Consider the following 25,973-nt stretch of genomic DNA (forward strand, 5'->3'; position numbering starts at 1 on the left):
TTTAAGATCTTTTTGCTTGCCATTCACGAAGATCGCGGGCGGTAACGAGGAACACGCCATCACCACCGCTTTCGAACTCAAGCCAAGTCAGCGGCAGATCCGGATAAGCGTCATCCATGGCTCCCCAGGAGTTGCCCACCTCAACAATCAACAAGCCGTCTTCAGTCAGATGCTCGGCCGCTCCGGCAATAATACGGTGGGCGATATCGAGCCCATCGTCACCGGCAGCCAAACCTAACTCCGGCTCATGCCGATACTCTTCAGGCATGTCGGCCATATCTTCAGCATCCACGTAAGGCGGGTTGCTAAGAATGACATCGTAGCGACCTTCAATGCTTGCGAACACATCCGAGCGAACAGCTTGCACGCGACCCTGCAGGCCGTGCAATTCAATGTTCGATTCCGCCACGGCCAGCGCATCTTCAGAAATATCGGACAGTGTGACCTCGGCTTCGTCAAACACTGTCGCAGCGCCAATCCCGATACAGCCGCTACCCGTACACAAATCCAGCACTCGCTGAACAAAGGTATCGCCCAACCAAGGCTGCAAGCCGTTTTCGAGCAACTCACCTAAAGGAGAGCGGGGAACCAACACCCGCTCATCCACATTGAACGGCATTCCCATAAACCAGCCCTCGCCTAACAGATAGGCGATAGGCACACGCTCATTAATGCGACGATCGATACGCGTGAGAATCAAGTCTCTTTCTGAGCGGGTTAACCGCGCATCCAGGAAAATGTTGTTATTTTCCAGGGGCAGATGAACACTGCGAAGCACCAAGTGGACAGCCTCATCCCACACATTGTCAGTTCCATGGCCAAAATAAAGCGGCGATGCAGCGAATCGAGAAGACGCATATCGCAACAAATCACGGATGGTATGCAGATCATCAACGGGGCTAGTCACAAATAATCTTTCCTGATCGGGGTATTTTAGCGCGCCATTATACGCTGATTAGGCGCACGACTGCAGCATACGGGGCGCTTAAAGCGCCAGAGGACCAGAACTACTGCGACTCTCCTCAAAACGATCTAACGCCGCCGTCATTCGCTCACGCCCCAAACGGATCAGTTCAGGCGCTTTATGATAGTCGTAACTTCGGCTCGCATTTTTCGGAATGTTGATCAGAAGATCGGGCGGATAACCGGCGATCTTGTACTGAACCAAGGCACTTTGCATGGTTTCGATGGTCAGGTTCATCACATCAAATTTACCAATGCCGAGCTTATCCCAGTCGATGGTCGGGTGCTCCTCTTTTTGCTTTGCCTTATTCTGACTCCGTTCTTCTTCTTTTGCCTTCAGTTCGCTTTTCTTCTTATCCTCAGCGGCTTTCTTGGCAATCTCGCGGCTGATTTTTTCCTCTGGCGATTCGCTGCCACTTGAACTCCGAGTTGTTAGTGATTTAAGCGTATCCCAGTCAAACCAACGCGAAGCTTTATCGCGAACCGCCCCAACCCATTCTTCAATATCACTCCCGTCATCACCGTCAGTAGAGAACGCAGCATCGGGAATGCGTCGATGCTGATCGTCTTCGCCACTCAGGTTTACGGCCATCACCAGATCGGCATGGGCTGAAATCGTGGGAATTATCGGCAGGGGGTTAAGAAGTGCGCCATCCACCAACACACGGCCGTTAAGCACCAAAGGAGTGACAACACTTGGGATGGCGATGGAAGCACGAATAGCCTGATCTAGCGGGCCTTCCTGAAACCAAATCTCTTTATGGGCGAGCAGGTCGGTTGCGACAGCGGTGTAGGACATTGGCAAATCTTCAATGCGGGTATCGCCCAGGATTTCCCGAACCACGGAAAAGACTTTTTCACCGCGGATAGCTCCAATCGAGGTAAAGGTCACATCAAGCAGCTTGAGCACATCAAACTGCCCTAGCCCAGTAACCCAGTCTTTGTACTCCTGCAGTTTTCCAGCGGCATACATCCCGCCAACCAGCGCACCCATTGAGCACCCGGATACGGCAATAATCTTGTAACCACGCTCGTGAAGCACTTCAATAGCACCAATATGGGCGTAGCCTCTAGCGCCACCGCTACCCAGCGTCAGTGCGACCGTTTTACCGTTCCCGGTTTGCTTAACCGCTCGTTCAGCCGGAGACACTCCGGCACTTTCAACGACCGCACTAACGCCATCCTGTACCGGTTCCTGCGACGTCGGCTCATCGCTTGATTCGGGAATATCCTGGTCTGCCATGCTTACTGCCTCTTGATGACCACAACTTCAACCCGGTTACTTTGGCGGTTCGGGGTTGCTGATTGAACGGCTGGGCCAATTGAAATAACTCGGATCTGGCTTTGGGAAACGCCGGTTTTACCAAGTAATTCGGCCAACGAATGCCCTGCCTGCTGTGCCCGCTTAATCGAGGCATCCAAAGGCTCACCATTTTTCAGCTCAGCAAAAGATACAAGGACGACTTCCGCACCTTCGTCTCCCGCCCAATCTAAAAGCCGGCGCCGATCATCGGCAGAAAAGTCGAATTTAAAGGTAATTCCGCCACTCCAGGGAACGACAACAGGACCTCTGACGCGCCCGCTAGCAACCTCAAATCCAGGAATGATCGTACCCGGGGTAACACTCAAATGCTCAACCCATACATACTCTCGCAAATTACCTCGGGTAACGGTATAGACCGCCGTTAACCATTGCCGCCCCTGCTCGTCGGCCACAGCGGCAACGGTATAATCCTGACTGGTATCTCTGCCTAAAATTCGGGGTTGCTCAAAGACCTGGTTCGCCCACACATTGCTTCGCCCACAGTTAATTCCAGAGCACTCAAACAGCACCTGCGCACCACGTACCTGCAATTGCTTCAGATAGTGATCTCGAGCAGCCTCACGACTTGCATCACGATTAATCTCATACAACTGAGCCTGGCCATCAACCGGCAAACGAGCCATTACCTCCGAGCGAATCTCATTACGCACTTCTCGGATGGGACTGAAAAGAACAAGGTGCCCGGATGATTTAACATCTTTCGTGAGCTGCAGTCTGGATTGAGGAAAAGGTTCTGGGGCCTCGCTCAATGAGGCTGCGGCGGAGTTAAGCGAAAGCCCGACCATGATGGCGGCTAATAAGCCTTGCAGAAAACGAGAACGCACTTGATCAAGCATTGAAAAGGAACCTTTTTATGGCGGAGGCCACCGGAGCCGTATCACCATCAAGGTGGCAATGATGTCCTCCCGGCACTTCCGCGATCGTTAGTTCAGGAATCAACTCCACCCGTTTATCCAACCCTTTTCGCCCTGCCAGCAACCCTTCCTGTGCTCGCACGAATAATGTCGGGGTGTTCAGCTCGGACAACGACGCATGCACCTGCTCTTCCGTCATCATAAGTGCGGTTGGGTGCCTCAAGCGAGCATCGGTTCGCCAAACAAAGCCGTCGGGATGCACCTGCATGTTACGAGGCACCAAGGTGGCGGCAGCCTCTGAACTCAAAGGGCTAAGGCCGCCTTCCCGGATTCTTGCCGCGGTTTCGATATCTGGATAGACAGCCGGAGGTGCCGAACCGTTCCGTTTTTTCTGCAACGCTCGACGAAGTTGCGGGATGGTTTCTTTAGCTGGGCGACTCAGGGGGCCAATACTGTCGATCATCACCAGCCGCCTCACTCGCTCGGGAAATGCCGCGGCATAGATCGCGCACACAATGCCACCCAGCGAATGCCCCACCAAATCCAGCGGCTGCTCTCCTCCTTGTGAGAAGTGAACATCGATAAGCTCACAGAGATCGGCAACATAGTCCGTCAACCAGTAGCCATACCCGGGCGGGCGGTGGCCAGAATGCCCATGTCCAGCCATATCAATGGCATGAACACTCGTGTATTCAGACAGCTCAGGCGCCAATCTGGCGAAGGTCATGGCATTGTCCAGCCAGCCGTGCACCATGAGAGCCGCAGGATGATGATTGGTATGGGTTTTACTTGGCCAGATAAGACCGGCCAACTCGATATTTTGAAGGGGCCAGTGCGCCTCCCGGCAACCGGCCGGATTGGCGAGCCTGCTGCGAGCTAACACGGCATCATTCATTCGATGAAAATCCTACATCGTGTGCGTTGGGCGATCCGAACTCAAAGAGCCTGCCAGGTATGATTCAATCTTGGTGCGAGCTGTTTCATCATCACCGTTAAATTGAACGCCAATGCCTGCAGCTCGGTTGCCCTGAGCGCCTTTGGGTGTGATCCATACCACTTTGCCGGCTACGGGAATCTTCTCTGGCTCATCCATCAGGTTGAGCAACAGAAACACCTCATCCCCAAGCTGATACTGTTTCTGGGTCGGGATGAATAACCCGCCCTGTCGGATATACGGCATGTAAGCGGCGTAGAGTACCGCTTTATCCTTAATGGTCAGGGTTAGAATACCGCTGCGTGCTCCGAATCCGGGGCCCATATAAAACACCTTTGAATGCTAAAAGTTTCGTGACGTCATTTTATGCTATTTTTCGCCAAGAATTTCCCGACATTTCACAATCATAGCAGCTGATCTTAAACAAAGCTCAACTTGCCTTACGCCTAACCGGCATCAGCTCTCGCCATGCAATTAAAAGCTGGCTGGCTTCCAGTTCCGGGCTGGCGTTGTAAACAACTGCGCTCCGGCTTTCCTTTACTTTATCCAGCAATTCATGAGCACGCCAAGCAGGATTGCTTCTTGCAAGATACCCAAACATATCTGCTGCCTCGGGATCAGAGACTTCTCCGCCAGCACAGCAACGAGCGAGGTCTGCAGCCCAACTTTCAAACAACGCCAGTGAATCTTCGACGCCTAGCGCTTTGAATTTTTTCGCGGCATCACCGACACCAACCTGCCCTTTCATAAACTGTCGGAACGCTTCAAAGGCCGCATCTCTCAGCGCAAGAAACTCCCCTGTCGCATACTCGAGTGCCAAGCGAGGCGCATTACCGGAGAGTAGCAAACTGCGCGCAAGATCCCGATCACTGGGTCTGTTTTCTTCATCCAGCGCCGCTACCTTCGTGGCTAACCAGTGGCTCGCCTGCTCTTCCGTCGGTAATGGAAGTGCCAGCGCCTGACACCGGGACCGAATCGTTGGCAATATCGGTCGCCCACTTTCCTGCAACAACAGCAAGGTTACATCCGGCTGCGGCTCTTCCAGAGTTTTCAGCAAAGCGTTGGCTGCGTTGATATTGAGCTGATCAGCCCGATCGATAATGGCCACTTTGTGCTGCGCGACTTGGGCCGAAGACACCGCAAAGGATGTCAAAGCCCGAATCTGATCAACTTTGATCATTCGCGATTTTTCGGGCGCGTAGACTCGAATATCGGGATGGGTTCCCGCCGCCACCAATTCACACTGCTTACAATGCCCACACGCCAGCGGGGATCCGCTCTGCAGTCCGTTGGGAGCTTCACACAACAGAAGCGCACCAACCGCTTGTGCCCATGCCTGTTTGCCAACCCCTCGTTCGCCGCCAATCAATAACGCGTGAGGCAAGCGCCCCTGAGCCAAGCGCTGCTGAATCCCTTGCCAGTGATTGGCAAGCCAAGGCATGTCCTGTGCGATGTCCGTCATTTCATCGGGCCTGTGGAGCTTCTTTTGCCATCGTGCCGAAGCTGGCGCTTGATGGCTTTCAATAATCGTTTGAGGCGCTGCAAATCTTCATCGCTCTGCGATGGCAGACCCTGCCTATAGTAATGGCTGTTCACCGCCCGGGCAAAAGTCCTTGCCAATTCAGCCACGGCTGGCCGGGCAAGCGCCAAACGCTCAGCCTGAACCATCGGGGTTTCACCACTACGAACCGGCACACCTGCTTGCTGACAGATTCGATGCCAGGTTACCAAGGCCCGTCCAAAAGCGTCTCGCCTCTGACCAGTCCTTAAGCTGAGCCCTGAAACGATGCCTGCAATCAACAAGGCGGCACCCACTATACCAGCTGTGATATACCCCAATTCCTTCAGCCCCACTCCACCGGGCAACCGGGACATAAGATCCAGCTGACTCTGACCTTGGTAGCCCACTACCCAGCGTTGCCATTGGTAATTGATGCGGTCGAGCTGAAGCCCCACCCATTGCAGTGCCGCAAAGTCTTGGTATCGCTGAAGTGAGGTGAAGTCATTTTCCAGAAATGAACCTTCTTCCTCCACGGCATCCCTCAGCCCGGATTCGATGCGGCTGGGCGCAATCGCAGCGGTAGGATCTACTCTCACCCAACCACGACCATCCAACCATACTTCTACCCAAGCGTGGGCATCGTACTGGCGTACGATCAGGTACTCGCCCCCGGCTCCCGCATCTCCACCCTGATAACCCACCACGACCCGTGCGGGTATACCGGCGGCACGGAACAAGAACGTAGAAGCCCCCGCGTAATGCGCACAAAAACCGCGTTTGTTATCAAACAACAAGGCATCCACCCCATCTTCCGGCATGGTCGGCGGGCGAAGCGTGTAGAAGTACGCTTGCTCACGAAACCTGCGCATCAGCTCGTTGACCAGTTCGGCAGGTTCCAGTTCGGCGGCCATATCTTCCGCGAGCGCACGGGTTCTCGGATTGCCGCCACGAGGTAATTGGAGGTATCGGTTTTGGAGAACCGAGTTCAGCTCCGACGCGGCAGGCGCCGGTGCAGAAGCCAATTCCATCCGGTAACGTATCGGACTGTCTGCAGGCCTATCGAAACGGAATAAATCCTCGCCGGCTGCAAACACGTTGTTCGAGACCGCCAACGAATTCTCTAAGGTAAACGCCCAGCGCTGGTCTGTTGGCTCCATCAGCACATCGTATTCGTTCTCTGCGAGAGGGCCAGCGCCTCCGTCGGTTGCGACTCGTCCCAAACGCCGGAAAGGCTCCTCATTCCGTTGCCGCCAGGTTTCGCCGTCTAGGTAATCCAGAATCAGCCCTCGCCAATAGCGGTCACGATATTCCGGGTTTGAACCACCGAAAGTCACCCGAAACGCCCTTTCGCTACTCTGAGCAAGGTTCGAAATATCACCGGGGCGCATGGTGTCCGAGATACCGCTGCGTGCCTGCCCTGATACCAGAGGCACACTCCACAAAGGAGCCATTCGCGGAAAAAACACAAACAACAGCACCACAATGGGGAAGGTTTTTAGTAGCAGTAACCCTAAACGTTTCCAGCCCGCGCGATAATTGCCTGGCAATGCCGGAGCATTCAAAATCTGGAGCCCCACCAATAGGCAACCAATGGCAGCAAAGGTAATCAGCGCCCAAACAATGCTTTGCTGAAACAGAAAATTAACGGCCGCGAGATACACCAAAATAAAGAACAGAACGTAAAAATCCCGGGCCGTGCGAGTTTCCAGCCACTTCAAACCCACCGCCAGTACAAAAAAGGATGCGGCAGTATCGACTGTAAACCGGCCCTGTACTGTAGCTATGTACACTGCAACCAGCACCAACATGACGCCGGTTTTCAGCCATCGTCCGGGCAACCTGAATTTGCCTTGTTGGGCCAACCAACGCCACGCGGCCAACACGGCACAAGCGCCAATTAACCACCAAGGCAAACGGTCCCACTGCGGAGCCAGCAAAAAAACAAAGGCCCCTATCAGCCAAAGCAAAGCGCCAGATGGAATTGCCTGCATCGAGCTATCTGAATTGTCGGCTTGGCTCAGGTTGAAACGACTCAACAGGCTCATTCCGTCGCCCCCGTATAACGAGCATCCAAAGATTTTCGTGTTCCGAAGGATAAGGCATCCTGATCTCTGGGCGGCTTTTCGCCCCAAGCGGCAAGCGCTCGCATACAACGTTCACCATGGGCGGAACCGGAATCTGGCTCAATGATTTCACCCGGCAGGTTAAGCCCAAAACGCGCGCTTTGCTGCACCCGATCCGTCACCAACCAGGCCAGATAACTTAATCGAAGTTCCGTATCAGCGCCCGGGAACGCATTAAAATCCAGCCAATGAGGACTGCCCTGCTCGCCCTGCCAATCTGCTACCACCATTTGGCCTGAGCGGGCAAAGCGTTTCCACATCACACGCTGACTGAGATCCCCCTCCCGGAACGGCCGCAGGTCCGCGTTATCCTGCCCAACCACCGGTTTAGCGGCCGTCGCCTCAACACCATCCTCTACTTGGCTACCCACTTCCGGCGCAACCAAAGGCCGCGGGTAAGCAAGGGCAGCCGATGATGGGCGCAGCCACGACCAAGCTTTTAACAACCCAAAGGGAAAGCGGGTTTCAATACGGATGCGATCCGGGCGTACATAACCGCGATGGGCAGACGGCACAGGCAATACCACATCCTTGGTGGAACCTGCGGGAATATGAATCTGCTCGAGCAAGGATTCTTCCACCAACACCTGAATCGCCACCGCCTGATCCTTGCCGGCGGTCAGTCTTAAATAGAAAGGAATATCTTCACCGGCCGTACCTTCCCCTGTCCGCGTAATAGAAAGGGATAGGCCCGACAAGTTACGATGCGTTTGGTGCATTGCACCGATAAACACGGTTCCCAGCACAAACGTCATCAGGTAAATAAGGCTGTTTTGGTAGTTGATACCGGTAATCAGCATGATCAGTAACAGCACACCAAACACCACCCCCGCCCCGGTAGGCAAAATAAAGATGTTCTTTTGGCTGAATACTTGAGTGTCTGAACGGGGAATGCGCCGGTTAATCCAGCCCCGCCATCGATTTAATAAACCTTGCTTCAACATGCCCACCAAGACCTAAATGCCGTTAACACTCAACCGATTAAGCGCCCATCAAACCACAGTTTGGGGCCTCAGACACGACTATACTGGTTAACTACGGGTCTTGGTCACACCTAGGGCACTTTCTGATTGAAAAAGCGTCTGACAACCAGAATACTCCGTTAAGGGAGCGTATTGGCTGAATATTGCATTCTCAGCGGCGGCTCTGAACAGACAAAGTAACGCATGAGGCACGACTTATGATTCGCCCATCACTGCTTGCAGGGACAATTGCAGCAACACTGGCCAGCTCCGCTTGGGCCGGCGTACAAACCATGAGTTCCGATGAGATGGTTGATACCTACGTCGAAGATTCGGCCGTCATCGTAGTTCCCAGAAGTCAGCAAAAATCCGAAGCCGACCGTCATAAGATTATCCGCGCCCTAACCATTTCACCGGGCGAACCGGTGGTCACCGAAGCGGAAGAAGAAGCCTATCGGGAAGCGCTGCAGCGCTATATGGAAGATGGCCGAAAAGATGCACTAACGGATGCGGAAGAAGAGTTTGTTCGTAAGGCACTCCTGCTACCTGTCGACGAACTGGCTAACGCACAACCGCCAACAGAGTTTACGCCCAGAACCCTACCCCTGATTTTCGGCCAACAAATCGAGATCCCGGACGAGCCCTTCACTCAGACTTTCATGAACGATCAGCTCGGGCTTGGGTTTGATGGCCAGAATTTGAACTTCAGCATTGGCAACCCATCCGGTTTAAATCAAATCCAAGTACCGCAAGGGATTAACGAAGGGCCGGTTACTTTGACACCTCGGCCAGGTGGCGGGTTTGATTTATCGATTGCGGTGCCGGACCGGTAGGCGCCTAAATACAACCCTATGCACAAAAACGGCAATCCTCGGGTTGCCGTTTGTTCGTTATGACAATTCTTCTTTGTGCATAAAAAAACGCCCCGCAGAACGGGGCGTTTCTTCACCAATTAAGCGATCAGGTCAGATTAGTGACCGTATACTGCCAGCTTGGTGTTAGAGATGGTCAGGTTATCAAGGGCAACCGAACCAATAGACGTACCGCCAATCTCGATAGCACCAATGTTCATATCCATGGTGATGTCGTTGATGTCGATACGCAGAACGTCAGTCGCGGTGGAAGCACCCAGACCAGCACCCTTGTAAACATCTACGTCAGCCACAGCGAACAGCCCGGTAAATGTGGTACCACCATCCTCAAAGAACGTGCCACCCATGATCGCCATGTCACGGATACCAACGCCCAAGAACTCAACGTCGAAGTCCATGTCTACAACGTTGAACGCTACGTCTAGTTGCAGCTGATCGGTCGCGGTATCAACACGGATATCCAGCTGTGCCAAGTTACCGTGGCCGGCCAGGTTAGAAACCAGAGTCGTGCTTTGGCTTCCGTCAGCGGCAACCAAAGACATGTTGGCAGCAGTCATACCCCAGTCAATCGGAGCGCCGGAGATTGAGTGCACCGAAATGAACGCATCGCCGTCTGCTTCAACGTCGATATCGATGTACAGATCATCCAACAGGTTGGTGCCAGCGCCGCCCGCCAAACCAGAACCACCAATCTGAATACCGCTAACAGCAAAAGAACCTTCATCCGTATACACAAAGGAACCAATGCTTACCTGGGTTTCCAGTTCGATGGTCACACCGGCCTGACCGGTGATGTCACCCATCATGGTGTCGTCCATAGCTTTCAAATCAGCGTTCGCTGCGAAAGGTGCAGCAGCGATAGCGGTTACCAGAGCAATTTTTTTCAGGCCTTTCATTTTATTCTCCTTATGAAACTCATCTTATTATTATCTGAGTTTTTTTTATTGGCGTAGGGTTCGATGCCCTACAACTCCATTTAAGATTGTTTTACATTCTGAATCTGTGACCGCATTCACAAACCATTACCTTTCGCTTACATTCAGAAACAAATAACGATTAGCTCACATTTTAATCAAGAGGCGTCATCTTTAGCGTCATAAAACCACTGAAACGGCTTCTGCTGAGTGACAGGTTTAGCCCAGGCTATATCACCGCCTTCAACTTCGTAACCAATGACTTTATTCCCGGAGACCCCGAGCCTGTGTTCGTGCTCGATCACCAATACTTCGGTGTCGCTACCTTCATTGAGGCGTCCTGTATAAAGAATCGCAGCAGCGTTAATTTCTCCCTTCCGCGCTACTGATTTGAAAGCAGCCCGATACACCGCAATTTTCGCAGTCGCTGGCATGCCTTCAACCTGACGATCCAAATTGAGCCGTTTTACGGTTTCGCCATCTTTCATGAGCATCCACGCGGCGGGCATGTTTGGCTCAGCATTCAGAATGACCGACTGATAGTCACTGGTTGCTGCATCAGACAAGCGAATTAACTGGTTCTGCGCCGTTACGAGAATACCGGCCAGCTCTTCCTCAGAAATTTTACCATCAGCCAATGGGCCGCTTTCGGGAAGCCCTTGGGCCAACGAAACCGAAGCCCCAAGCGCAAAAAGACTGAAGGTTGCTGCCAGTGCGTGCTTTCTAATTCCGAACATAGTGATCCTTCCATTATTGTTATACAGATTTCGGGTTCGGGGGCGTAAAAACGGGTAAAATACCGAACAGCCCGAACACTAATGTCACCTATTAGATCAGCGCGCAGCCTTAGCGGACAACGCAGATTATGTGCAGCATGTATCATTCTTCCAATTTTTAACGGAGGTAACTTGGCCTTTTCCCTTTGTCAGCCCCTCTCCCGAAAACAGTACGAAACACTTTGCAACCACGCCTCGTGCCAGCACGATTTCGTATTTCTGGGTAGTCGGTCCCTAGCTGGGGAGCGCGGCGCTGCCCAGGGGTTTTCTAGCAATGCGGCTGAACAGGTCGTGTTAAACGCTACAAAGGGCGACGGGATCGATACTCGGGCACTGGCTGAACAAATGGCTGCCTTTGAGGCCCCTTACACGCGGCAATACATCGAAGATTCACCACACACAAGCCCATTTACAGCCGGCTGGGTTGGCCATATAGCCTATGAATTCGGCTACGCGCGTGAACCACGCCTTAACCAACTACTAACAGAGCAAACGTTCCCCCTGCTCTTTGCCGGCCTTTATCTATGGTTTGCCAGTGAGGACTTGGAGTCAGGCAACTGTTACCTCTGGGTTCACCCCAAACTTTGCGAAGAACAGCAAGAAAGATTAGCTAACTGGCTAAGGGACGAGGATACTCCGGCCTTGAATGGCTGGACCATTACCCAGCCATTCAAGGCCACTCAAAGCGCGCAATCATTTCGGAACAGGGTTCAACGGGTTCGGGATTACATTGAGGCCGGAGACTGTTATCAGGCCAACCTGTCCCAGTCATTTGAAGGTAAATTCAAAGGCAACCCATGGTCGGGGTTCAGCGCCTTAAGCCAAGCCAACCCCACACCCTATGCAGCCTTTCTCAAACATCAGAACTGCACAGTGGTTTCCGTGTCTCCTGAACGTTTTTTGGACATTCGAGACGGAGAAGTTAGCACCAGCCCCATCAAAGGCACTCGCCCCCGAGGAACTACACCTGAACAAGATGCTGTATTGGCGGAAGAGCTGCTCGCATCCGAAAAAGATCGCGCTGAGAATCTAATGATTGTCGATTTGCTAAGGAACGATCTCAGCCTCAATGCCCAGCCCGGCTCAGTTAAGGTCGATGAACTGTTTGCGCTGGAAAGCTATGAAAACGTGCACCACTTAGTGAGTCACATTCGTGCTCGCTTAAAGGATAACGTTAGCCCCCTGCAAGCGTTTTTCGACGCCTTCCCCGGTGGCTCAATTACCGGTGCACCCAAAATTCGAGCGATGGAAATCATTCGTGAACTCGAACCCCATTGGCGCGGCCCCTATTGCGGCTCGGTGTTTTATTACGGGTTAGACGGCAAGCTCGACAGTAACATCGCTATTCGCACCCTACTCTGCGAAAACGAACACACAGATGAAGCAGGCCTAGAGCATGGCACCATTCGGTGCTGGGGAGGCGGTGGAATCGTCGCGGATTCGGAACCGGAAGCGGAGTATCAGGAAACGCTGACGAAAGTTCAGCCCCTGATGAAGTTTCTTGAGGATTTGAAACTCTGACCTGCACCACCTTCTGGCGGCACAGGTCAGCCGTTTAAGCGATTAGGCGCTGTGTACGGCGCTTGCCTTCAGGAACTCTTGCTTGAGATCCTCAAAGGTCTGTACCGCCGGGAACTGCGGGAATTCTTCAATGACGTTCTGCGGTGCGTGGAACAGAATGCCTGCTTCAGCCTGCCCCAACATGGTGGTGTCGTTGTAGGAATCACCGGCTGCAATCACGCGATAGTTCAGCAACTGGAAAGCACGAACCGACTGGCGCTTTGGATCACGCTGGCGCAGAAGGTAGTCTGTGATCTGGCCATTCTCGGCCACTTCCAGCTTATGGCAAAGCAACGCCGGGTAGCCCAGCTTCTTCATCAGCGGCATGGCGAATTCGTAGAAGGTATCCGACAGGATCACCACTTGGAAACGCTCGCGCAACCAGTCCAGAAATTCACGGGCACCCGGCAGCGGGTCCAGCGTACCGATGACTTCCTGAATGGCCGGCAAACCGTAGCCGTGCTCGTCCAGAATGCGCAGGCGCTGCTTCATCAGCACATCGTAATCAGGAATATCCCGGGTGGTTGCCTTGAGCTCTTCAATACCGGTTTTTTCTGCAAATGCGATCCAGATTTCCGGGATCAATACGCCCTCAAGGTCAAGACATGCGAGTTCCACGACGGTCTCCTGAACAAATAGTGTTTGAGAGAGCACCACCTGTGCTCATCTTTCGTGCGGGTATAATATGAAAAACGGGCCAGGAATGCATCGTGTATCGGGCCAGCCAACCTATCGACAAAGAATAAACATATAGATTGTCATTCCTTCAGGTTATGAGTTGATTGGTGGTAGCCTTGTTATATTCTGGACTAGCAATGCTGGAGCAACATGACTGATATCGATTCCCTCCGCACGGAACTTGATGGCCAAAGCCCCCGAGCGATTCTGAAGGCAGCCTTGGCACGTTACGACAACATCGCGATTTCCTTCAGCGGCGCTGAAGATGTGGTGCTCATCGAAATGGCCCACAAGCTGACCGACAACCTGAAAGTCTTCACGTTGGATACCGGCCGCCTGCACCCCGAGACTTACGAGTTCATCGAAAAAGTCCGACAGCATTACGGTATCGAGATTGAGGTCTTGTTCCCGGAGGCCGAGGCCGTAACGAACCTCGTCAGTAAAAAAGGCATGTTCAGCTTCTACGAAGACGGGCACTCCGAGTGCTGCGGCATTCGCAAAGTAGCACCGCTGCGAAAGAAACTGGCAACCGTGGATGCTTGGATCACCGGGCAGCGTCGTGACCAAAGCCCGGGTACCCGCAATGATGTGCCAGTGGTACAAATCGATGGAGCCTTCTCCACCGATGACAAGCCTCTGGTGAAGTTCAACCCACTGGCGAATTGGACTTCCAAGGAAGTGTGGGACTACATCCGGATGTCGGAAGCCCCTTACAACAGCCTTCACGCAAAAGGCTTTATCAGTATTGGCTGCCAGCCCTGCACCCGCCCTGTTCTACCAGGGCAGCATGAACGCGAAGGCCGCTGGTGGTGGGAAGAAGCCACCCATAAAGAATGCGGGCTACACGCTGGGAACCTGATCGGTAAATCCGGCTAACCCCCAGTCATAAAAAAGCCCGCCTGTGATCGCACAGGCGGGCTTTTTATAGCTCGCGTAATTAATACGTGGGCAGTTCGATATCTTCAAAGAGCGCAGCAATTTCCGTACGACTGCCCTGATGCGCCACCACGCGATCGACCATTTCTTTAGTCAGGTGCGGTGCGAACCGGCTCATGAAGTCGTACATGTAACCGCGCAAGAAAGTCCCTTTTCGGAAACCAAGACGTGTAATGGAGGGCCGGAACAACTTGCTGGCATCCAGCGCCACAAGATCTGTATCCACTTTCGGATCGTAGGCCATGCTGGCGATGATCCCTACCCCCAAACCAAGCCTTACATAGGTTTTGATCACGTCGGCATCGGCAGCCGTGAACACAACTTTCGGCGACAGCCCTTTAGACTGAAACGCTTCATCGAGCTTTGAGCGACCGGTAAAGCCGAACACATAAGTCACCAACTGGTATTCGGCCAGCTCTTCAAGACTCAGTTCTTGCCCTTTTGCTAACGGATGGTCCTTTGGAACCACTACACACCGGTTCCAGCGATAACAGGGCATCATCAACAGGTCATTGAACAGTTCCATGCCTTCGGTTGCGATGGCGAAATCAACAGCACCGTTGGCGGCCATTTCAGAGATCTGCATCGGCGTGCCTTGATGCATATGCAGAGACACGTCCGGATACTCTTCAATGAACCCTTGGATAACCGGCGGCAGTGCGTAGCGAGCTTGAGTGTGGGTGGTTGCAATACTCAGGTCGCCCTTGCGCTGATTGCTGAATTCTTGAGCAATCTTTTTAATCCCCTCTGCCCGCCGTAGAATCTCGCCGGCTTCGCGGATGATGATTTCGCCGCCCGGGGTGATACGAGTCAGGTGCTTTCCGCTTCGGGCGAAAACCTCCAGCCCAAGTTCGTCTTCCAACAACCGAATCTGCTTGGAAATCCCGGGTTGAGAGGTAAAGAGGCTCTGGGCAGTGGCGGACACATTCAAATCATGGTGTGCAACTTCCCAGATATAACGCAGCTGTTGTAATTTCATTAAATCCGTCGCTCCCAGACAAGACCTTTTTACCAGATAATACGCATAAAAATTAGAATTTTCATTCTTTTTGGATATACATAAGTCTGCATATTCAGTGTAGCCCAATTCCGTGATTTCACCGCTTCGCCAGAGAGTTGCGCCAGCTTTACTCTTGACTTGAACGTTACAAAGCACACAATCGCTTATCTAAGCTATTTATGACTGCGTTGTATCATGCTGCTAAACACCAAGTTTCTAAGACCATCCCCCGATCGACGAGCGGTTCGAAGAGAACGCTTGGACGTTCTGCTTGAGCCCTCGGAAAGCAAACGATTGAACTTGGTTGTTGCGCCCGCAGGCTTCGGTAAGTCCACGCTGGCCAGCCAATGGTGTGCGCAAAACACTGCCCGCACGGCCTGGCTGTCATTGGATATCCATGACGATCAGCCCAGACAGTTCTGGCAATACCTGATTGGAGCCTTTGAACACTGTGGTTTGATGGGGTTAGAGGAAGCAAAAAAGCAGCTTTCGCAAGAGTCTTGTGAGGATCTGACGGCCGCTATTACCTGCCTGATTAACACGCTATCAAGCGAAGAAACGCCCTGGTCTCTGGTATTGGACGACTACCAAGTCATTTCTAATGACCATATCCATCGCCAGCTTGCATGGTTTATAGACTACCTGCCGCCCAGCATGCTGGTAACCATTGCATCTCGTACCGAGCCGCCACTACCCTTGGCCCGCTGGCGTGTCCGCCGACAAGTCCAAGATATCTACCCTAGCTTGCTCGCATTCTCAGAAGACGAGTGCCTGTCGTTTTTCCGTGGAACCATGGCGATGGATCTTACGGAACAGGAAATCCGGGATATTTGCCACCGCACCGAAGGTTGGGTAGCCGCCATGCAACTGTCGGCCCTGTCCGGAAAAGCGTGCCAAGCCCCTCAAGGTCAGAGCACGCTGGCCGCACCCATTGCTTTAGAAGACAAGCTGATCAGTGATTATGTCTTGTCGGAAGTACTCGAACAGCTTCCGGAGGAACTCACAAACTTCCTGCTGGACACATCCTGCTGCCCCAGACTATGCGCCCCTCTTTGCAACTCGATTCGCGAGCGCAAAGACAGTGCGAACATGCTCGAGTCGTTACTCGCGCAGAACCTCTTTGTCATTCCCCTCGATAACCGCAACGAGTGGTTCCGTTACCACGATTTGTTCCGGGAAGCCCTGTTGCAACGAGCCCGAATCCTTGATTCAAGGAAGACAGACATCCTCCAACGGAGCACCGTAGACTGGCTGCTCAGTCATGGGCACGTACAAGAAGCGATTGCCCAAATTGTCAGCAGCCAGGACACAAATCGTTTGGCGCAGGCGTTGGCTGAGCATGGTAACAATCTGATTCATGGCGGCTTTCATTTGCCTGTGCTGGAATGGCTGAAATTCTTGCCCGAAGAACGGGTTCAGGAAAGCCCGCAGCTGATGATGCTCAAAGTCTGGGGTCTCTACTTTGCTAACCGTGTCGAAGGGCTAGCGCCCATCCTGACTCAAGTGGAAGACCTGTTGGACCGGCTGGCCGCCGAATCTCACCCGGATGCCGAGGGCGCTCTTTCGATCCAATCCGAGTTATCGCTGATACGCTCTTACCTCGCCCGCAGCCGGAACGATGGGCAAAATGCCTCGGATCTCACGCGTCAGGTATTGAAAGACATAGACCACAACCAGATTCCACTGAAATCGGTGACCTATTACGGTTTGGGACTGGACTACTTCGGCCAAGGTGAGCTTAACGATGCTCACGAAGCTTTAGAAGCTTCTGTGCGTTATGGGCAGGTGGAACGTAAGCCCAGCACCGTGCTGTCCTCTGGCGGTCTGTTGTCCTGGATTCAATATCATCGCGGGGATACCGACCTTGCTCTGGATACCACCACACGAATTCGCAACTGGGTGGATGAGCACTACTCGGATCCCTCCCAGCCACGTTTGATATCATGCTGGCAAAACTCAGCTCTGACGGAAATCTACCGGGAGCGAAACGAACTCGAGCTGGCCAACAGCTACCTATCGCCCCTACTCGAGCACGTCGAGAACGGCACTGAGCCGGGTCAACACGTGGTTATCCAATATGTGCGTGGCCATTTGGCTTTTAGTGAAGGCAAGTTGGAAGCTGCCATCGAAGCACTGGAAGATGCTTTACTCGTGGGTAACAAACGGCGGGAACATATTGTCTTTGAACCACCGGCTGTTTCAGCCTTGCTAGCACGCTGCTATTTGGCCACTGGTGATCAGCCGAAGGCCATGAGTTGTATTGAGCCAACCATCCAGCAACCTGCAAACAATCCGCTGAACCGCGAGCAGAACCAGATCGCGTTGGCCCGAACCTTCATTTCCGGCGGCCAATACCGAGAAGCTCAAGATACGCTTTCTTCGCTGATCCCGATTGCCGAGCGCAACGCCCATAACCGGCATTTAGTCGAAATACTCTTGGTGTACGCAGAAGCACTGCACCACGAGGGTCGGCCAGGCGAGGCCTCAGCCATGCTTGAGCGCGCGCTGGACAAGGCTGAAGACGCCGGTTTTATGCGGTTGTTCGCTGAAGAAAACGATACCCTTAAAAGCTTACTGCTCGATTTACCGCGCCTGCGAACACCCGGTCGTTGGAATCGCGAGCTGCTGGCCATGCTTAGGCACCAACAAGCCAACAACTCAGAGCAGCCTCAGGCAACACCGGCACCGGATGCCCGGGTCAACGCCAGAGCTTCAACGACGACCTCCTCGCTGGTCGAACCCCTTAGCCTGCGGGAGCAGGAAGTTCTTCAGCTGATCAACCAAGGCTTGGCCAATAAAGACATAGCTATGAAGATGGCCGTGGCGCCAGCGACGGTGAAAGCTCACATTCGTAACCTGTACAGTAAGCTGGGCGTGGGCCGGAGAACGGAAGCCCTGGCTAGAGCTCGAGAACTCGATCTACTGGGCGAGTAATCCTAAAGTGTGACACGCGTCACACTTTTCAAGAATTAAGCCTACCGACTACGCCTTTAGGACGATCCGTATACGCCCCCTTCCGCCTTATGATGAATCCATCGTGAGGTTAACGCCTCACACGAGATCTGAAACTCAGGCCTTCAGTCTCCTTGTTACGCGTTGTTTGGACGCTCGGGTTCACTTAGAACCCTTTCTACAAGAGCCACCCCTTTCGGGCTGGCTCTTTTTTTAGTGAGGAGTAAAGGCGGGATTAGTGTTCGATCAATCTTCGGAACGGGGGCAGCGCATCCAGGAGCAGCTGGCCGTAGCGTCTGGCGACGATTCGGCGATCAAGAATGGTCACACGACCCGTATCTTGCTCGGTTCGCAGAAGGCGCCCTACCGCTTGAACCAGCTTCACCGACGCATCCGGTACGGTGATCTCCATAAAGGGATTACCACCCCGTTGAGTAACCCACTCGGCCAAACTGGCTTCAATGGGATCATCCGGCACTGAAAACGGTAGCCGGGTAATCACTACGTGATGCAGATACTTTCCGGGCAGATCGATACCTTCAGCAAAACTGGCCACGCCAAAGAGCACGCTCGCTTTGCCTTCATCAATGCGGCTGCAGTGCGTGCGCAGGACTTCGTTCTTGGCCATATCGTCCTGCGTAAGAATCAGCTCCGGGTATTCCGGGGCCAACGCATCCCTAACCTGCTGCATTTGCCGGCGGGACGTGAACAACACCAACGTCGCCTTCTCCCCCGCCCATAAGTCAGGAAGGCGTTTAATTAATGCATCACCAAAGCCGTCATCGGTGGGCAGGGCTTCAATAGCTGGCACCTCAACCGTTGCCATCTCGCTGTATCGAAACGAGCTGGGTACAACCATATACCGACTCGCTTCCGGCAATCCGGCCCGCGAGCGCAAACGATCGAAACGCCCTAACGCTGTTAAGGTTGCACTGGTCAGCACTGCGCCGTAAACGCGAGACCATAAGCGGGAATAGAGCAGATTGTCAGCCAACACCGGAGAACTGAACAACGTAATATCTTCGGCGTGTTCCCATCGCTGACGAACCGACCAGCGCGCCGCCGGCGGACCTTTGCGGGGAACCGGCTGAGCACTTTCATCCTGATCTGGCTTTGCCGCGATGGCACCATCAGACCAAGCTTCCCACAACCGAAGCTGCTCTTCTGCCCGGCTATGGAATGCACCGATCACCGGATACCAGGAATCCGCCGTATCACGATCGAGTTCAGGATCTTTGCGTTCATCGAAGGCAATTTGCAGCTCATCGACCAACGTGCCGAGATTTCGGCATAAGCCCGCCGTGACAATTCGGGTTTCACCGGCCAACTCAGCCAAACTTTCCGGCAATTCACCTTCTGGATATCGCCATTGGGCGCTCCGGCGTTCTTCGTTGAAATCCCAACCGGTATTTTGCTCAACCTCTTCGTATACCTTGGCCAAGGCAAGATCGAGATCGCGCCCCGCCAAACTGATTTTCTCGACGGCCTTGGTTGCCTGAGAGCCACCCGGGAGCCACGGCTGCATTTTCACCAGCGCCTGTGACAGCTGTTTCAGCCACTGGCGCGTCGCGTTCAAAGGCACTGAAGCGGCGAAATGGTTCAACGCTTTATCTGGAAGGTGATGCGCCTCGTCGAAGATGAATAAGGCATTCTCCGGTTCTGGAAGAATCGCACCGCCGCCCAAAGCGAGGTCTGCCAGAACCAGGTCGTGGTTAGCCACCACAATATCGGCATCATCCAAGTCTTTCCGGGCTTCAAAAAACGCGCAGCTATCGAAGTAGGCACAATGACGATTGGTGCATTGGCGGTGGTCGGTGGTGACCTGTCGCCAAATTTCATCCGGAATTTGTTCTGGCCAATGGTCGCGATCGCCATCCCATTCGCGAGAACCGTAGGTGCCAAGCATCTTCTCAAAAGTAGCCCGACTACTGGCTTCATCATCAACCGGCTTATCCAAAAGGAACAAAGGCATAGTGTCGCTGTCGCCGTGCCCTTCATCGTGCAACCGCGCTTCCAGCCTCGACATACACAAGTAGCGGCCCCGGCCTTTGGCGAGCGTCCAGTTGAACTTCAACTTGCTGTGTTTACGCAGGTCGGGCAGATCTTTCAGAACAATCTGATCTTGCAGGGCCACGGTTGCCGTGGAAATCACCAGAGTCTTACCCAAGGCCTTAGCGACTGGAATCGCTGAGATCAGGTAAGCCAGCGTCTTACCCGTACCGGTTCCGGCTTCCACCACACACGCCGAGGCGGGCGATGTGCGTTGGCCATCGTTCTCGGTGATTTCACCCATATAACGGGCAATCTCGGCGATCATCAAGCGCTGACCATAGCGGGCCCGAACGCCCTTGCCCGCCAAAACATCTCGATACGCTTGCTGGATATCCTGTTTAACGTCGTCGGTGAGCGCCATTATCGCGGGCTCACCCAGTCTCGAACGATGCCTACCCGAAACCGTTGGCCATTTTTACTCAGCACCACGCCGTCTTCCGTGATGTTTTCAACCAGCAACTGGCCCAGGCTTTGGCCTGTTCGCAAATACCGATTGTTGATCATCACCCGGCTGGCAGTAGGATCTGAGGAATAGATATGGCTGTTAAAGGTCAAATCAGGAACGCTCTTTTGGAATGAAAGTGGCAATTCTACCAGATGCGGCACACGACCTTGGGGCCGTGATTGTACTGGGGCTGGAACCACTTGGTGCTCGAGCTGGCTAGGCACGATAATTGTTGGCGGTTCAAATTGAGGCTCATTCAATCCGGATTCCGCAACAGCCAATGGGGCTTCAACAGGCTCACCTAAAGGTTTGGCGATGGGCACTGGCTCAGAGGTCAACTCAAGTTTCGGGGAGGACTCCGATGCAACTGGCGAAGATGCCTTCTGAGCTTCTGACACAGGCGCAGGAGCTTTCACCGGCTGCAGTGGTTGCCTCGAAGGCCAAAACACATACGCCAAAACCGCTGCATTGATGATTAATGCCAACACCACCCACACAACCGCCGATACCGGTTTTTTCTTGGGGCGATAAATCATCTGCACCTGCTGGCCGAGATCAGGTGCTTTGCCCTGGCGGCGTTCCGCTTCAGATTTTCTTAATGCTTCGAGTATGTACGACATAACTTAGCTGGTTCCCGCCCCAGGTTCTGCCACTAAGCGAGGCACATCAACGCTCAGATCGTTGTGGATCTGGATAATGGTCATCGCACCGGGAATGCCATCCACTGTTAACCCACGCAGCTCCTGATACCAACGAACCTGATCGGCGATGCCCAATCGTTTGATGCGGTCACGCTCTGGCGCAGTTGCTGCATAACGATCCGCAAGCTCCATCATTTTGGAGCTGATCCAGAGCTGTTTCCCGGTTTTGTCACCGTATGGACCAGTACTGGATTGATATTCCGGAGCGCGCCAAAGCAGTCGAAATTTCCCGAACCAGAACGGCTCAATGTCCCGAAATGCGACTTTGATTACCCCTTGTTGGGTTCGGATCTCCGCAACCTCACCTTGCAGCGATTGGAGAACCACCTGGCTTTCTCGAGCAGCCTCCCCCTGCAGATCCAAAATCACTGGCCGATCAAGAAACTCCATGCTTCTTCTGGTGCCCTGACGCTGCAGGCAGTCCATACCGACAGTAACTGCATATGCACAGGGATATGGCGCAGCCGTCGGGCTGTAATCCTCTCCCCAGATCTGAAACAGCTCGATGTAGGCTTTCGGCAAGGAAACGCCGTGCTGCTCTAATGAAAACTCGATCAAATCCGGGGTTGGCGATGCTTCCTCCCTAGGCTTCGAGCCCTCAGCAATCGCTGCGTTGTCTTCTGAGGTAGTGGCCGCAATAACACGCTCAATAACACCAGAAACGGACGTTTCGGAATCATCACTCTTCGCGTAATACCCTTTTGGCGGCATTTCCAACACCCAAAGCGTACCAATAATCGCGATTAGCACCGACGCTACCACCAACCACAAATGGCTTACGTTTTCGCCAAACCGCGCGCGTTTACGCGCACCCGGCTTCAAGCCGCCACTGACTTCCTTTGCCGCTCGCTTTATGTGTAACGCGGTAATTTGGTGATCACCTTCCGCGTAGGCGCCCAGCAAGGCGCGATCACTAATCAGGTTGATGAGGCGAGGCACACCCTGACTGGCACTGTAAAGTTTGCGAATAGCAGCGGGGGTGAACAAGTCGCCCCTAAGCCCGGCCACACTGACCCGGTATTGCAAGTAGGCGGGCAATTCCGACTTATCGATTGCATCAAGATGATAGCGGGCGGTAACCCGCTGGTTGAGCTGGCGAAGCTCCGGTAGCGCAAGAATGTCCTGCAACTCGGGCTGCCCTAGCAGAACGATCTGAAGCAATTTCTTTTCAGCGGTTTCAAGGTTGGTGAGCAGGCGCAGCTGTTCCAACACATCCGCGGAAAGGTTCTGCGCCTCATCGATGATGAGAACCTTATGTCGGCCCGCAGCGTGGGCCTTGAGCAAGTCCGCATTAATGGCATCCACTAAAACTTTGATGGAAGCATCCGGTGCATGAGCGATCTCCAGCTCATCACAGACTGCAGACAACAACTCCCGGGCTGAAAGACGGGGATTGAGTATCAGGGCGATATCAACGTGTTCAGGGGCGTTATCAAGAAAGCAGCGGCATACCGTGGTTTTACCCGTACCCACTTCGCCCGTAATCACGATGAAACCACCCTGCCCCTGCACCCCATACATGAGGTGGGCCAGCGCTTCTTTGTGGCGATCACTCAGGTATAAGTATCGCGGATCAGGAGCGATAGAAAATGGCGGTTCCCGAAAGCCAAAAAAATCGTAGTACATGGTTTCTAGGGCCTTGCTGAATCAGCGCCGCTGACCAATTTCAGCTCTGCAGCACGGCGACTTTGATGTTTCAGGCGCTGCACGCAGCGCTCCAGAGTTTTTGATATCCGTGCATGAGACCGAATCATCGATATTTTCGGCCAAGTTGCCCTTTCACCCTGAAGAATCATTTCCCGGACGTATTCCGGAGTCGGGCTGGACAGGATGTGCCGGTAATGTCGGAGGGAATAGTTGGGCGCAATGGTCACATCGCCCGAATAACGCTGCGCCATAATCGTATACATCTGGCCAGACACCTGCCTCAGAAGCTCAGGCTTAAGTCGTTTGCGTAAGAAATCGAATACCCCCTGCCCGTGAAACGCCACTTCGGCCTTCAACAGATGCGAGGGCAAATTCAGCAACGACAGCTTCTCGTCCTGCCCTCTGTCAGTTAAAAATGGAATGACATGAGGGTTGGTCTGGCTCACGATGGTGAAGTTCACATCGTACAGGTGCATCAACCGGTCGACGGGAAGATCACTGACCACGGAACCGTCCACGAACTTCAATCGCGGCATGTACGGCAACGTGTTTCCGTTCAAATCCTTTTTCATCAAGGTGACTGGCGGGAAGACGCCAGGCACTGCAGCACTCGCCAGCGCTGCGCTCCACATCATCAAATACGGCGATGTATAACCACTCAACAGCCGCGCCTTCTGATGCGCTTGTACCGGCGAAACGCTGATGTTCACGCTGCGCCCGGTGCGTTGGTACGCCTCTTCAAAGGTATATTCGCCGATATTGTCACGAAGGCACTTCTTTAACGTGTTCTGATCCATTAACCCGTCACCACGAATCGCGCTGAATAAACCGCGCCACTTCCAAGCATTGAGATTGTGGTTTTCGGGCACAAGCATTTCCGGTATTTCAGCGTCCGTATGCACGCCAAGAATACCCGCAATGATGGCACCAACACTTGAACCGGCGATAACCTGCGGCAGCAGACCTTTCTCCCACAACGCTTTAATCACACCAAAATGGAACATGCCTAGCCCGGCACCGCCACTGAGCAGAAGTGCCGGCCGGCCGAAGCTCGTCAGGGTATCTCGAAAAAACTGCAGTTTATCGTGCACCGAAAAGTTCGGCACGGGATGGTCGCAGAGGTAATCCAACGACTCACAAACTTGGGTTATATACTCTTCAACCAGATGCTTGGTGCCTACCCGGGAACAAGTATAAAGCGCCGGGTTACCCATGTTGCCTAAATCGTGATGAAGCCCTTCACGTAAGGCTCGCTTCAAACGCTCGAAATCGTTTTGCAGACGGTATTGTTTAAGGTTGCAGAGCCTGTCGTAGATCAGCTCGTAGTGATACAGATCTGAGGCAAAGTCCTCCTTCCACTCAACGTTGCCTTCGAGAAAATCCAACTCCAACGCAGCCGCTTTCCATTGCTCATAATTCTGAGCACCCGCCAGCAGTGTGCGGAATCGATTTATTCTCGGATCTTTAATCAACCTTGATCTCCCAGCAGTGCTCAGAAATCTTCGAGCATCAGGTCGTCTTCGTCATCATTGGCGAAGGGGTCAGCAGTGATCTTACCATCGTTAATCAGGAATTCACGACGCTGCAGAAAAGCATTTCTCACGAACGTGTACCGATCCCCAGAAATAATCCCTTCTGCCGGGATCAAGTCTGCTCGCTTATCAACAATCTGCAGTGCTCGCAGGAAATAGACTTCAGGCTCTTCAACCGCGTCCCAAGCCGAAGGCAATATGAAACTGTCGGATGCCAACCCCGTGAAATGCCGAGGCGAAGATGGGCCTAAAAACGGCAACATTAAGTACGGGCCCGAGCCCACACCCCAGTATCCCAGAGTTTGGCCGAAATCTTCCGGCCGTTCCGGTAGATCGAAGGCCGTGGCCACATCAAAAATACCGCCCAGACCAAACACGGTATTGAAGGTGAACCGTCCAAACGCCACAACGGCCGACTCACCTTTCAGTTGAAACAGGCTATTACTGAAGTTGCGAATTTCAGTCAGATTATTAAAGAAGTTTGTAACACCCCGATCCACAAATCCTGGAGTAACGGTACGATAGGTCTTTGCCACAGGGCGAAGTACCCACTCGTCTACGGTTTCATTGAACGAAAAGACGCTACGGTTCCAATTCTCATAGGGGTCTGCCGGGTTCACGGATGCTGCGCTCTGGCCAATAGGCTCCTGCGTAGTTTGGGCGACGGCGGGCGGTGCAGCCATGATGACGAAGGGCACCAGCATCAAGGCTGCAAATATCCAATACCGAGTAGTCGTTTGAGTCATTTCAATCTCTTGGGTTGTTTAATCTGATTCCATTAGTCGACAATACCGGCGCTATGTTCTTTTTATCTTAGTCATCCGGAGGAAACGAAATGTCAGCTCAGGGAAACCTCGTCAGCTCTCATGCCATGTCCCTACGCTGGGGCGACATGGATGCATACGGGCACGCGAATAACACAGTTTACTTTCGCTTCTTTGAAGAGGCTCGAATCATCTGGCTGGCAAAGCTTGGACTTGGAGGCACAGGTGAACCAACAGGCCCCGTTATTATAAAGACCAGCGCGACGTTTCTGAAGGAATTAACGCACCCCGCCACCGTAGTGGTGGAAACATACGCGGGCAAAGCTGGAAATACCAGTCTGGATACCTACCACTTACTCAAAGATTCTGACACAGGAGAGGTGTATGCGGAGGGATATGCGAAGATCGTATGGATGGACAATGCCACCCGAAAGTCTACCCCACTGCCAGACACTCTAAGGGCTCTGGCAGCAGAGTAAGGGG

Annotated in this window: 22 protein-coding genes; 5 read left to right on the plus strand and 17 right to left on the minus strand. The window is 53.3% G+C overall.

All coding sequences use genetic code 11. From position 1 onward, the window contains the following. Position 1: 1 nt before the first annotated feature. The 8 genes from prmB to ACNQ6O_RS07630 form a co-directional block, all read right to left on the minus strand. The gene (gene prmB, locus ACNQ6O_RS07595) at positions 2-907 is read right to left on the minus strand and encodes a 50S ribosomal protein L3 N(5)-glutamine methyltransferase (RefSeq protein ID WP_418052637.1); all 906 of its coding nucleotides are present in this window, start codon (positions 905-907) and stop codon (positions 2-4) included. A 78-nt stretch (positions 908-985) separates the two neighbouring features. Beyond that, the gene (locus ACNQ6O_RS07600) at positions 986-2,206 is read right to left on the minus strand and encodes a patatin-like phospholipase family protein (RefSeq protein ID WP_418052638.1); all 1,221 of its coding nucleotides are present in this window, start codon (positions 2,204-2,206) and stop codon (positions 986-988) included. Positions 2,207-2,208: 2 nt separating this feature from the next. Beyond that, complete coding sequence (locus ACNQ6O_RS07605) at positions 2,209-3,123, minus strand: DUF4892 domain-containing protein (RefSeq protein ID WP_418052639.1); 915 nt, start codon at positions 3,121-3,123, stop codon at positions 2,209-2,211. Further along, positions 3,116-4,036: an alpha/beta fold hydrolase gene (locus ACNQ6O_RS07610; protein WP_418052640.1), complete on the minus strand. Its 921-nt coding sequence runs from the start codon at positions 4,034-4,036 to the stop codon at positions 3,116-3,118. The genes ACNQ6O_RS07605 and ACNQ6O_RS07610 overlap by 8 nt, the downstream gene beginning before the upstream one ends. 12 nt (positions 4,037-4,048) lie before the next feature. Beyond that, on the minus strand, positions 4,049-4,399 hold the full coding sequence (locus ACNQ6O_RS07615; RefSeq protein ID WP_114333655.1) for a PilZ domain-containing protein: 351 nt from the start codon (positions 4,397-4,399) through the stop codon (positions 4,049-4,051). 106 nt (positions 4,400-4,505) lie between these two features. Beyond that, the gene (holB, locus tag ACNQ6O_RS07620; protein WP_418052641.1) at positions 4,506-5,537 is read right to left on the minus strand and encodes a DNA polymerase III subunit delta'; all 1,032 of its coding nucleotides are present in this window, start codon (positions 5,535-5,537) and stop codon (positions 4,506-4,508) included. After that, positions 5,534-7,621: a transglutaminaseTgpA domain-containing protein gene (locus tag ACNQ6O_RS07625; protein WP_418052642.1), complete on the minus strand. Its 2,088-nt coding sequence runs from the start codon at positions 7,619-7,621 to the stop codon at positions 5,534-5,536. The genes holB and ACNQ6O_RS07625 overlap by 4 nt, the downstream gene beginning before the upstream one ends. Next, positions 7,618-8,643, minus strand: coding sequence for a DUF58 domain-containing protein (locus tag ACNQ6O_RS07630; protein ID WP_418052643.1), 1,026 nt, complete (start codon positions 8,641-8,643; stop codon positions 7,618-7,620). The genes ACNQ6O_RS07625 and ACNQ6O_RS07630 overlap by 4 nt, the downstream gene beginning before the upstream one ends. Before the next feature lie 236 nt (positions 8,644-8,879). Here ACNQ6O_RS07630 and ACNQ6O_RS07635 point away from each other — a divergent pair, with 236 nt between their 5' ends. Continuing rightward, on the plus strand, positions 8,880-9,494 hold the full coding sequence (locus ACNQ6O_RS07635) for a hypothetical protein (protein ID WP_418052644.1): 615 nt from the start codon (positions 8,880-8,882) through the stop codon (positions 9,492-9,494). Between the two features lie 137 nt (positions 9,495-9,631). Here ACNQ6O_RS07635 and ACNQ6O_RS07640 read toward each other — a convergent pair whose 3' ends face one another. After that, positions 9,632-10,429, minus strand: a complete 798-nt coding sequence (locus tag ACNQ6O_RS07640; RefSeq protein WP_418052645.1) for a DUF6160 family protein — start codon at positions 10,427-10,429, stop codon at positions 9,632-9,634. A gap of 176 nt (positions 10,430-10,605) precedes the next feature. Then, the gene (locus ACNQ6O_RS07645) at positions 10,606-11,184 is read right to left on the minus strand and encodes a hypothetical protein (protein WP_418052646.1); all 579 of its coding nucleotides are present in this window, start codon (positions 11,182-11,184) and stop codon (positions 10,606-10,608) included. Positions 11,185-11,514: 330 nt separating this feature from the next. Between ACNQ6O_RS07645 and pabB the strand changes: the two genes are divergently transcribed. After that, entirely contained in the window at positions 11,515-12,744 is a 1,230-nt protein-coding gene (pabB, locus tag ACNQ6O_RS07650) for an aminodeoxychorismate synthase component I (RefSeq protein WP_418052647.1), read from the plus strand. Between the two features lie 42 nt (positions 12,745-12,786). Here pabB and thrH read toward each other — a convergent pair whose 3' ends face one another. Beyond that, positions 12,787-13,401, minus strand: a complete 615-nt coding sequence (gene thrH / locus ACNQ6O_RS07655) for a bifunctional phosphoserine phosphatase/homoserine phosphotransferase ThrH (protein WP_418052648.1) — start codon at positions 13,399-13,401, stop codon at positions 12,787-12,789. Positions 13,402-13,611: 210 nt separating this feature from the next. On the opposite strand from thrH, the gene ACNQ6O_RS07660 reads away from it, so the two are divergent. Next, positions 13,612-14,337, plus strand: coding sequence for a phosphoadenylyl-sulfate reductase (locus tag ACNQ6O_RS07660; RefSeq protein ID WP_418052649.1), 726 nt, complete (start codon positions 13,612-13,614; stop codon positions 14,335-14,337). Positions 14,338-14,398: 61 nt separating this feature from the next. Here ACNQ6O_RS07660 and cysB read toward each other — a convergent pair whose 3' ends face one another. After that, positions 14,399-15,376: an HTH-type transcriptional regulator CysB gene (gene cysB, locus ACNQ6O_RS07665; protein WP_418052650.1), complete on the minus strand. Its 978-nt coding sequence runs from the start codon at positions 15,374-15,376 to the stop codon at positions 14,399-14,401. A 279-nt stretch (positions 15,377-15,655) separates the two neighbouring features. Here cysB and ACNQ6O_RS07670 point away from each other — a divergent pair, with 279 nt between their 5' ends. Beyond that, positions 15,656-18,331, plus strand: a complete 2,676-nt coding sequence (locus ACNQ6O_RS07670; protein WP_418052651.1) for a LuxR C-terminal-related transcriptional regulator — start codon at positions 15,656-15,658, stop codon at positions 18,329-18,331. 253 nt (positions 18,332-18,584) lie between these two features. On the opposite strand, the gene dinG is transcribed toward ACNQ6O_RS07670, so the two are convergent. From dinG to ACNQ6O_RS07695, 5 genes are read right to left on the minus strand one after another with little or no spacing between them, the layout of a single operon-like run. Further along, positions 18,585-20,762: an ATP-dependent DNA helicase DinG gene (gene dinG / locus ACNQ6O_RS07675; RefSeq protein WP_418052652.1), complete on the minus strand. Its 2,178-nt coding sequence runs from the start codon at positions 20,760-20,762 to the stop codon at positions 18,585-18,587. Continuing rightward, the gene (locus ACNQ6O_RS07680; protein ID WP_418052653.1) at positions 20,762-21,466 is read right to left on the minus strand and encodes a general secretion pathway protein GspB; all 705 of its coding nucleotides are present in this window, start codon (positions 21,464-21,466) and stop codon (positions 20,762-20,764) included. Before ACNQ6O_RS07680 ends, dinG begins: the two co-directional genes overlap by 1 nt. 3 nt (positions 21,467-21,469) lie before the next feature. Continuing rightward, complete coding sequence (locus ACNQ6O_RS07685) at positions 21,470-23,173, minus strand: ExeA family protein (RefSeq protein WP_418052654.1); 1,704 nt, start codon at positions 23,171-23,173, stop codon at positions 21,470-21,472. A 5-nt stretch (positions 23,174-23,178) separates the two neighbouring features. Continuing rightward, positions 23,179-24,666, minus strand: coding sequence for a DUF3336 domain-containing protein (locus ACNQ6O_RS07690; RefSeq protein ID WP_418052655.1), 1,488 nt, complete (start codon positions 24,664-24,666; stop codon positions 23,179-23,181). Positions 24,667-24,686: 20 nt separating this feature from the next. Next, the gene (locus ACNQ6O_RS07695; protein ID WP_418053362.1) at positions 24,687-25,409 is read right to left on the minus strand and encodes a VacJ family lipoprotein; all 723 of its coding nucleotides are present in this window, start codon (positions 25,407-25,409) and stop codon (positions 24,687-24,689) included. 152 nt (positions 25,410-25,561) lie between these two features. Here ACNQ6O_RS07695 and ACNQ6O_RS07700 point away from each other — a divergent pair, with 152 nt between their 5' ends. Then, positions 25,562-25,969: an acyl-CoA thioesterase gene (locus ACNQ6O_RS07700; protein ID WP_418052656.1), complete on the plus strand. Its 408-nt coding sequence runs from the start codon at positions 25,562-25,564 to the stop codon at positions 25,967-25,969. The last annotated feature ends 4 nt before the right edge of the window (positions 25,970-25,973 follow it).

This window comes from Marinobacter sp. SBS5 (genome assembly GCF_048285575.1).
Lineage (GTDB): Bacteria > Pseudomonadota > Gammaproteobacteria > Pseudomonadales > Oleiphilaceae > Marinobacter.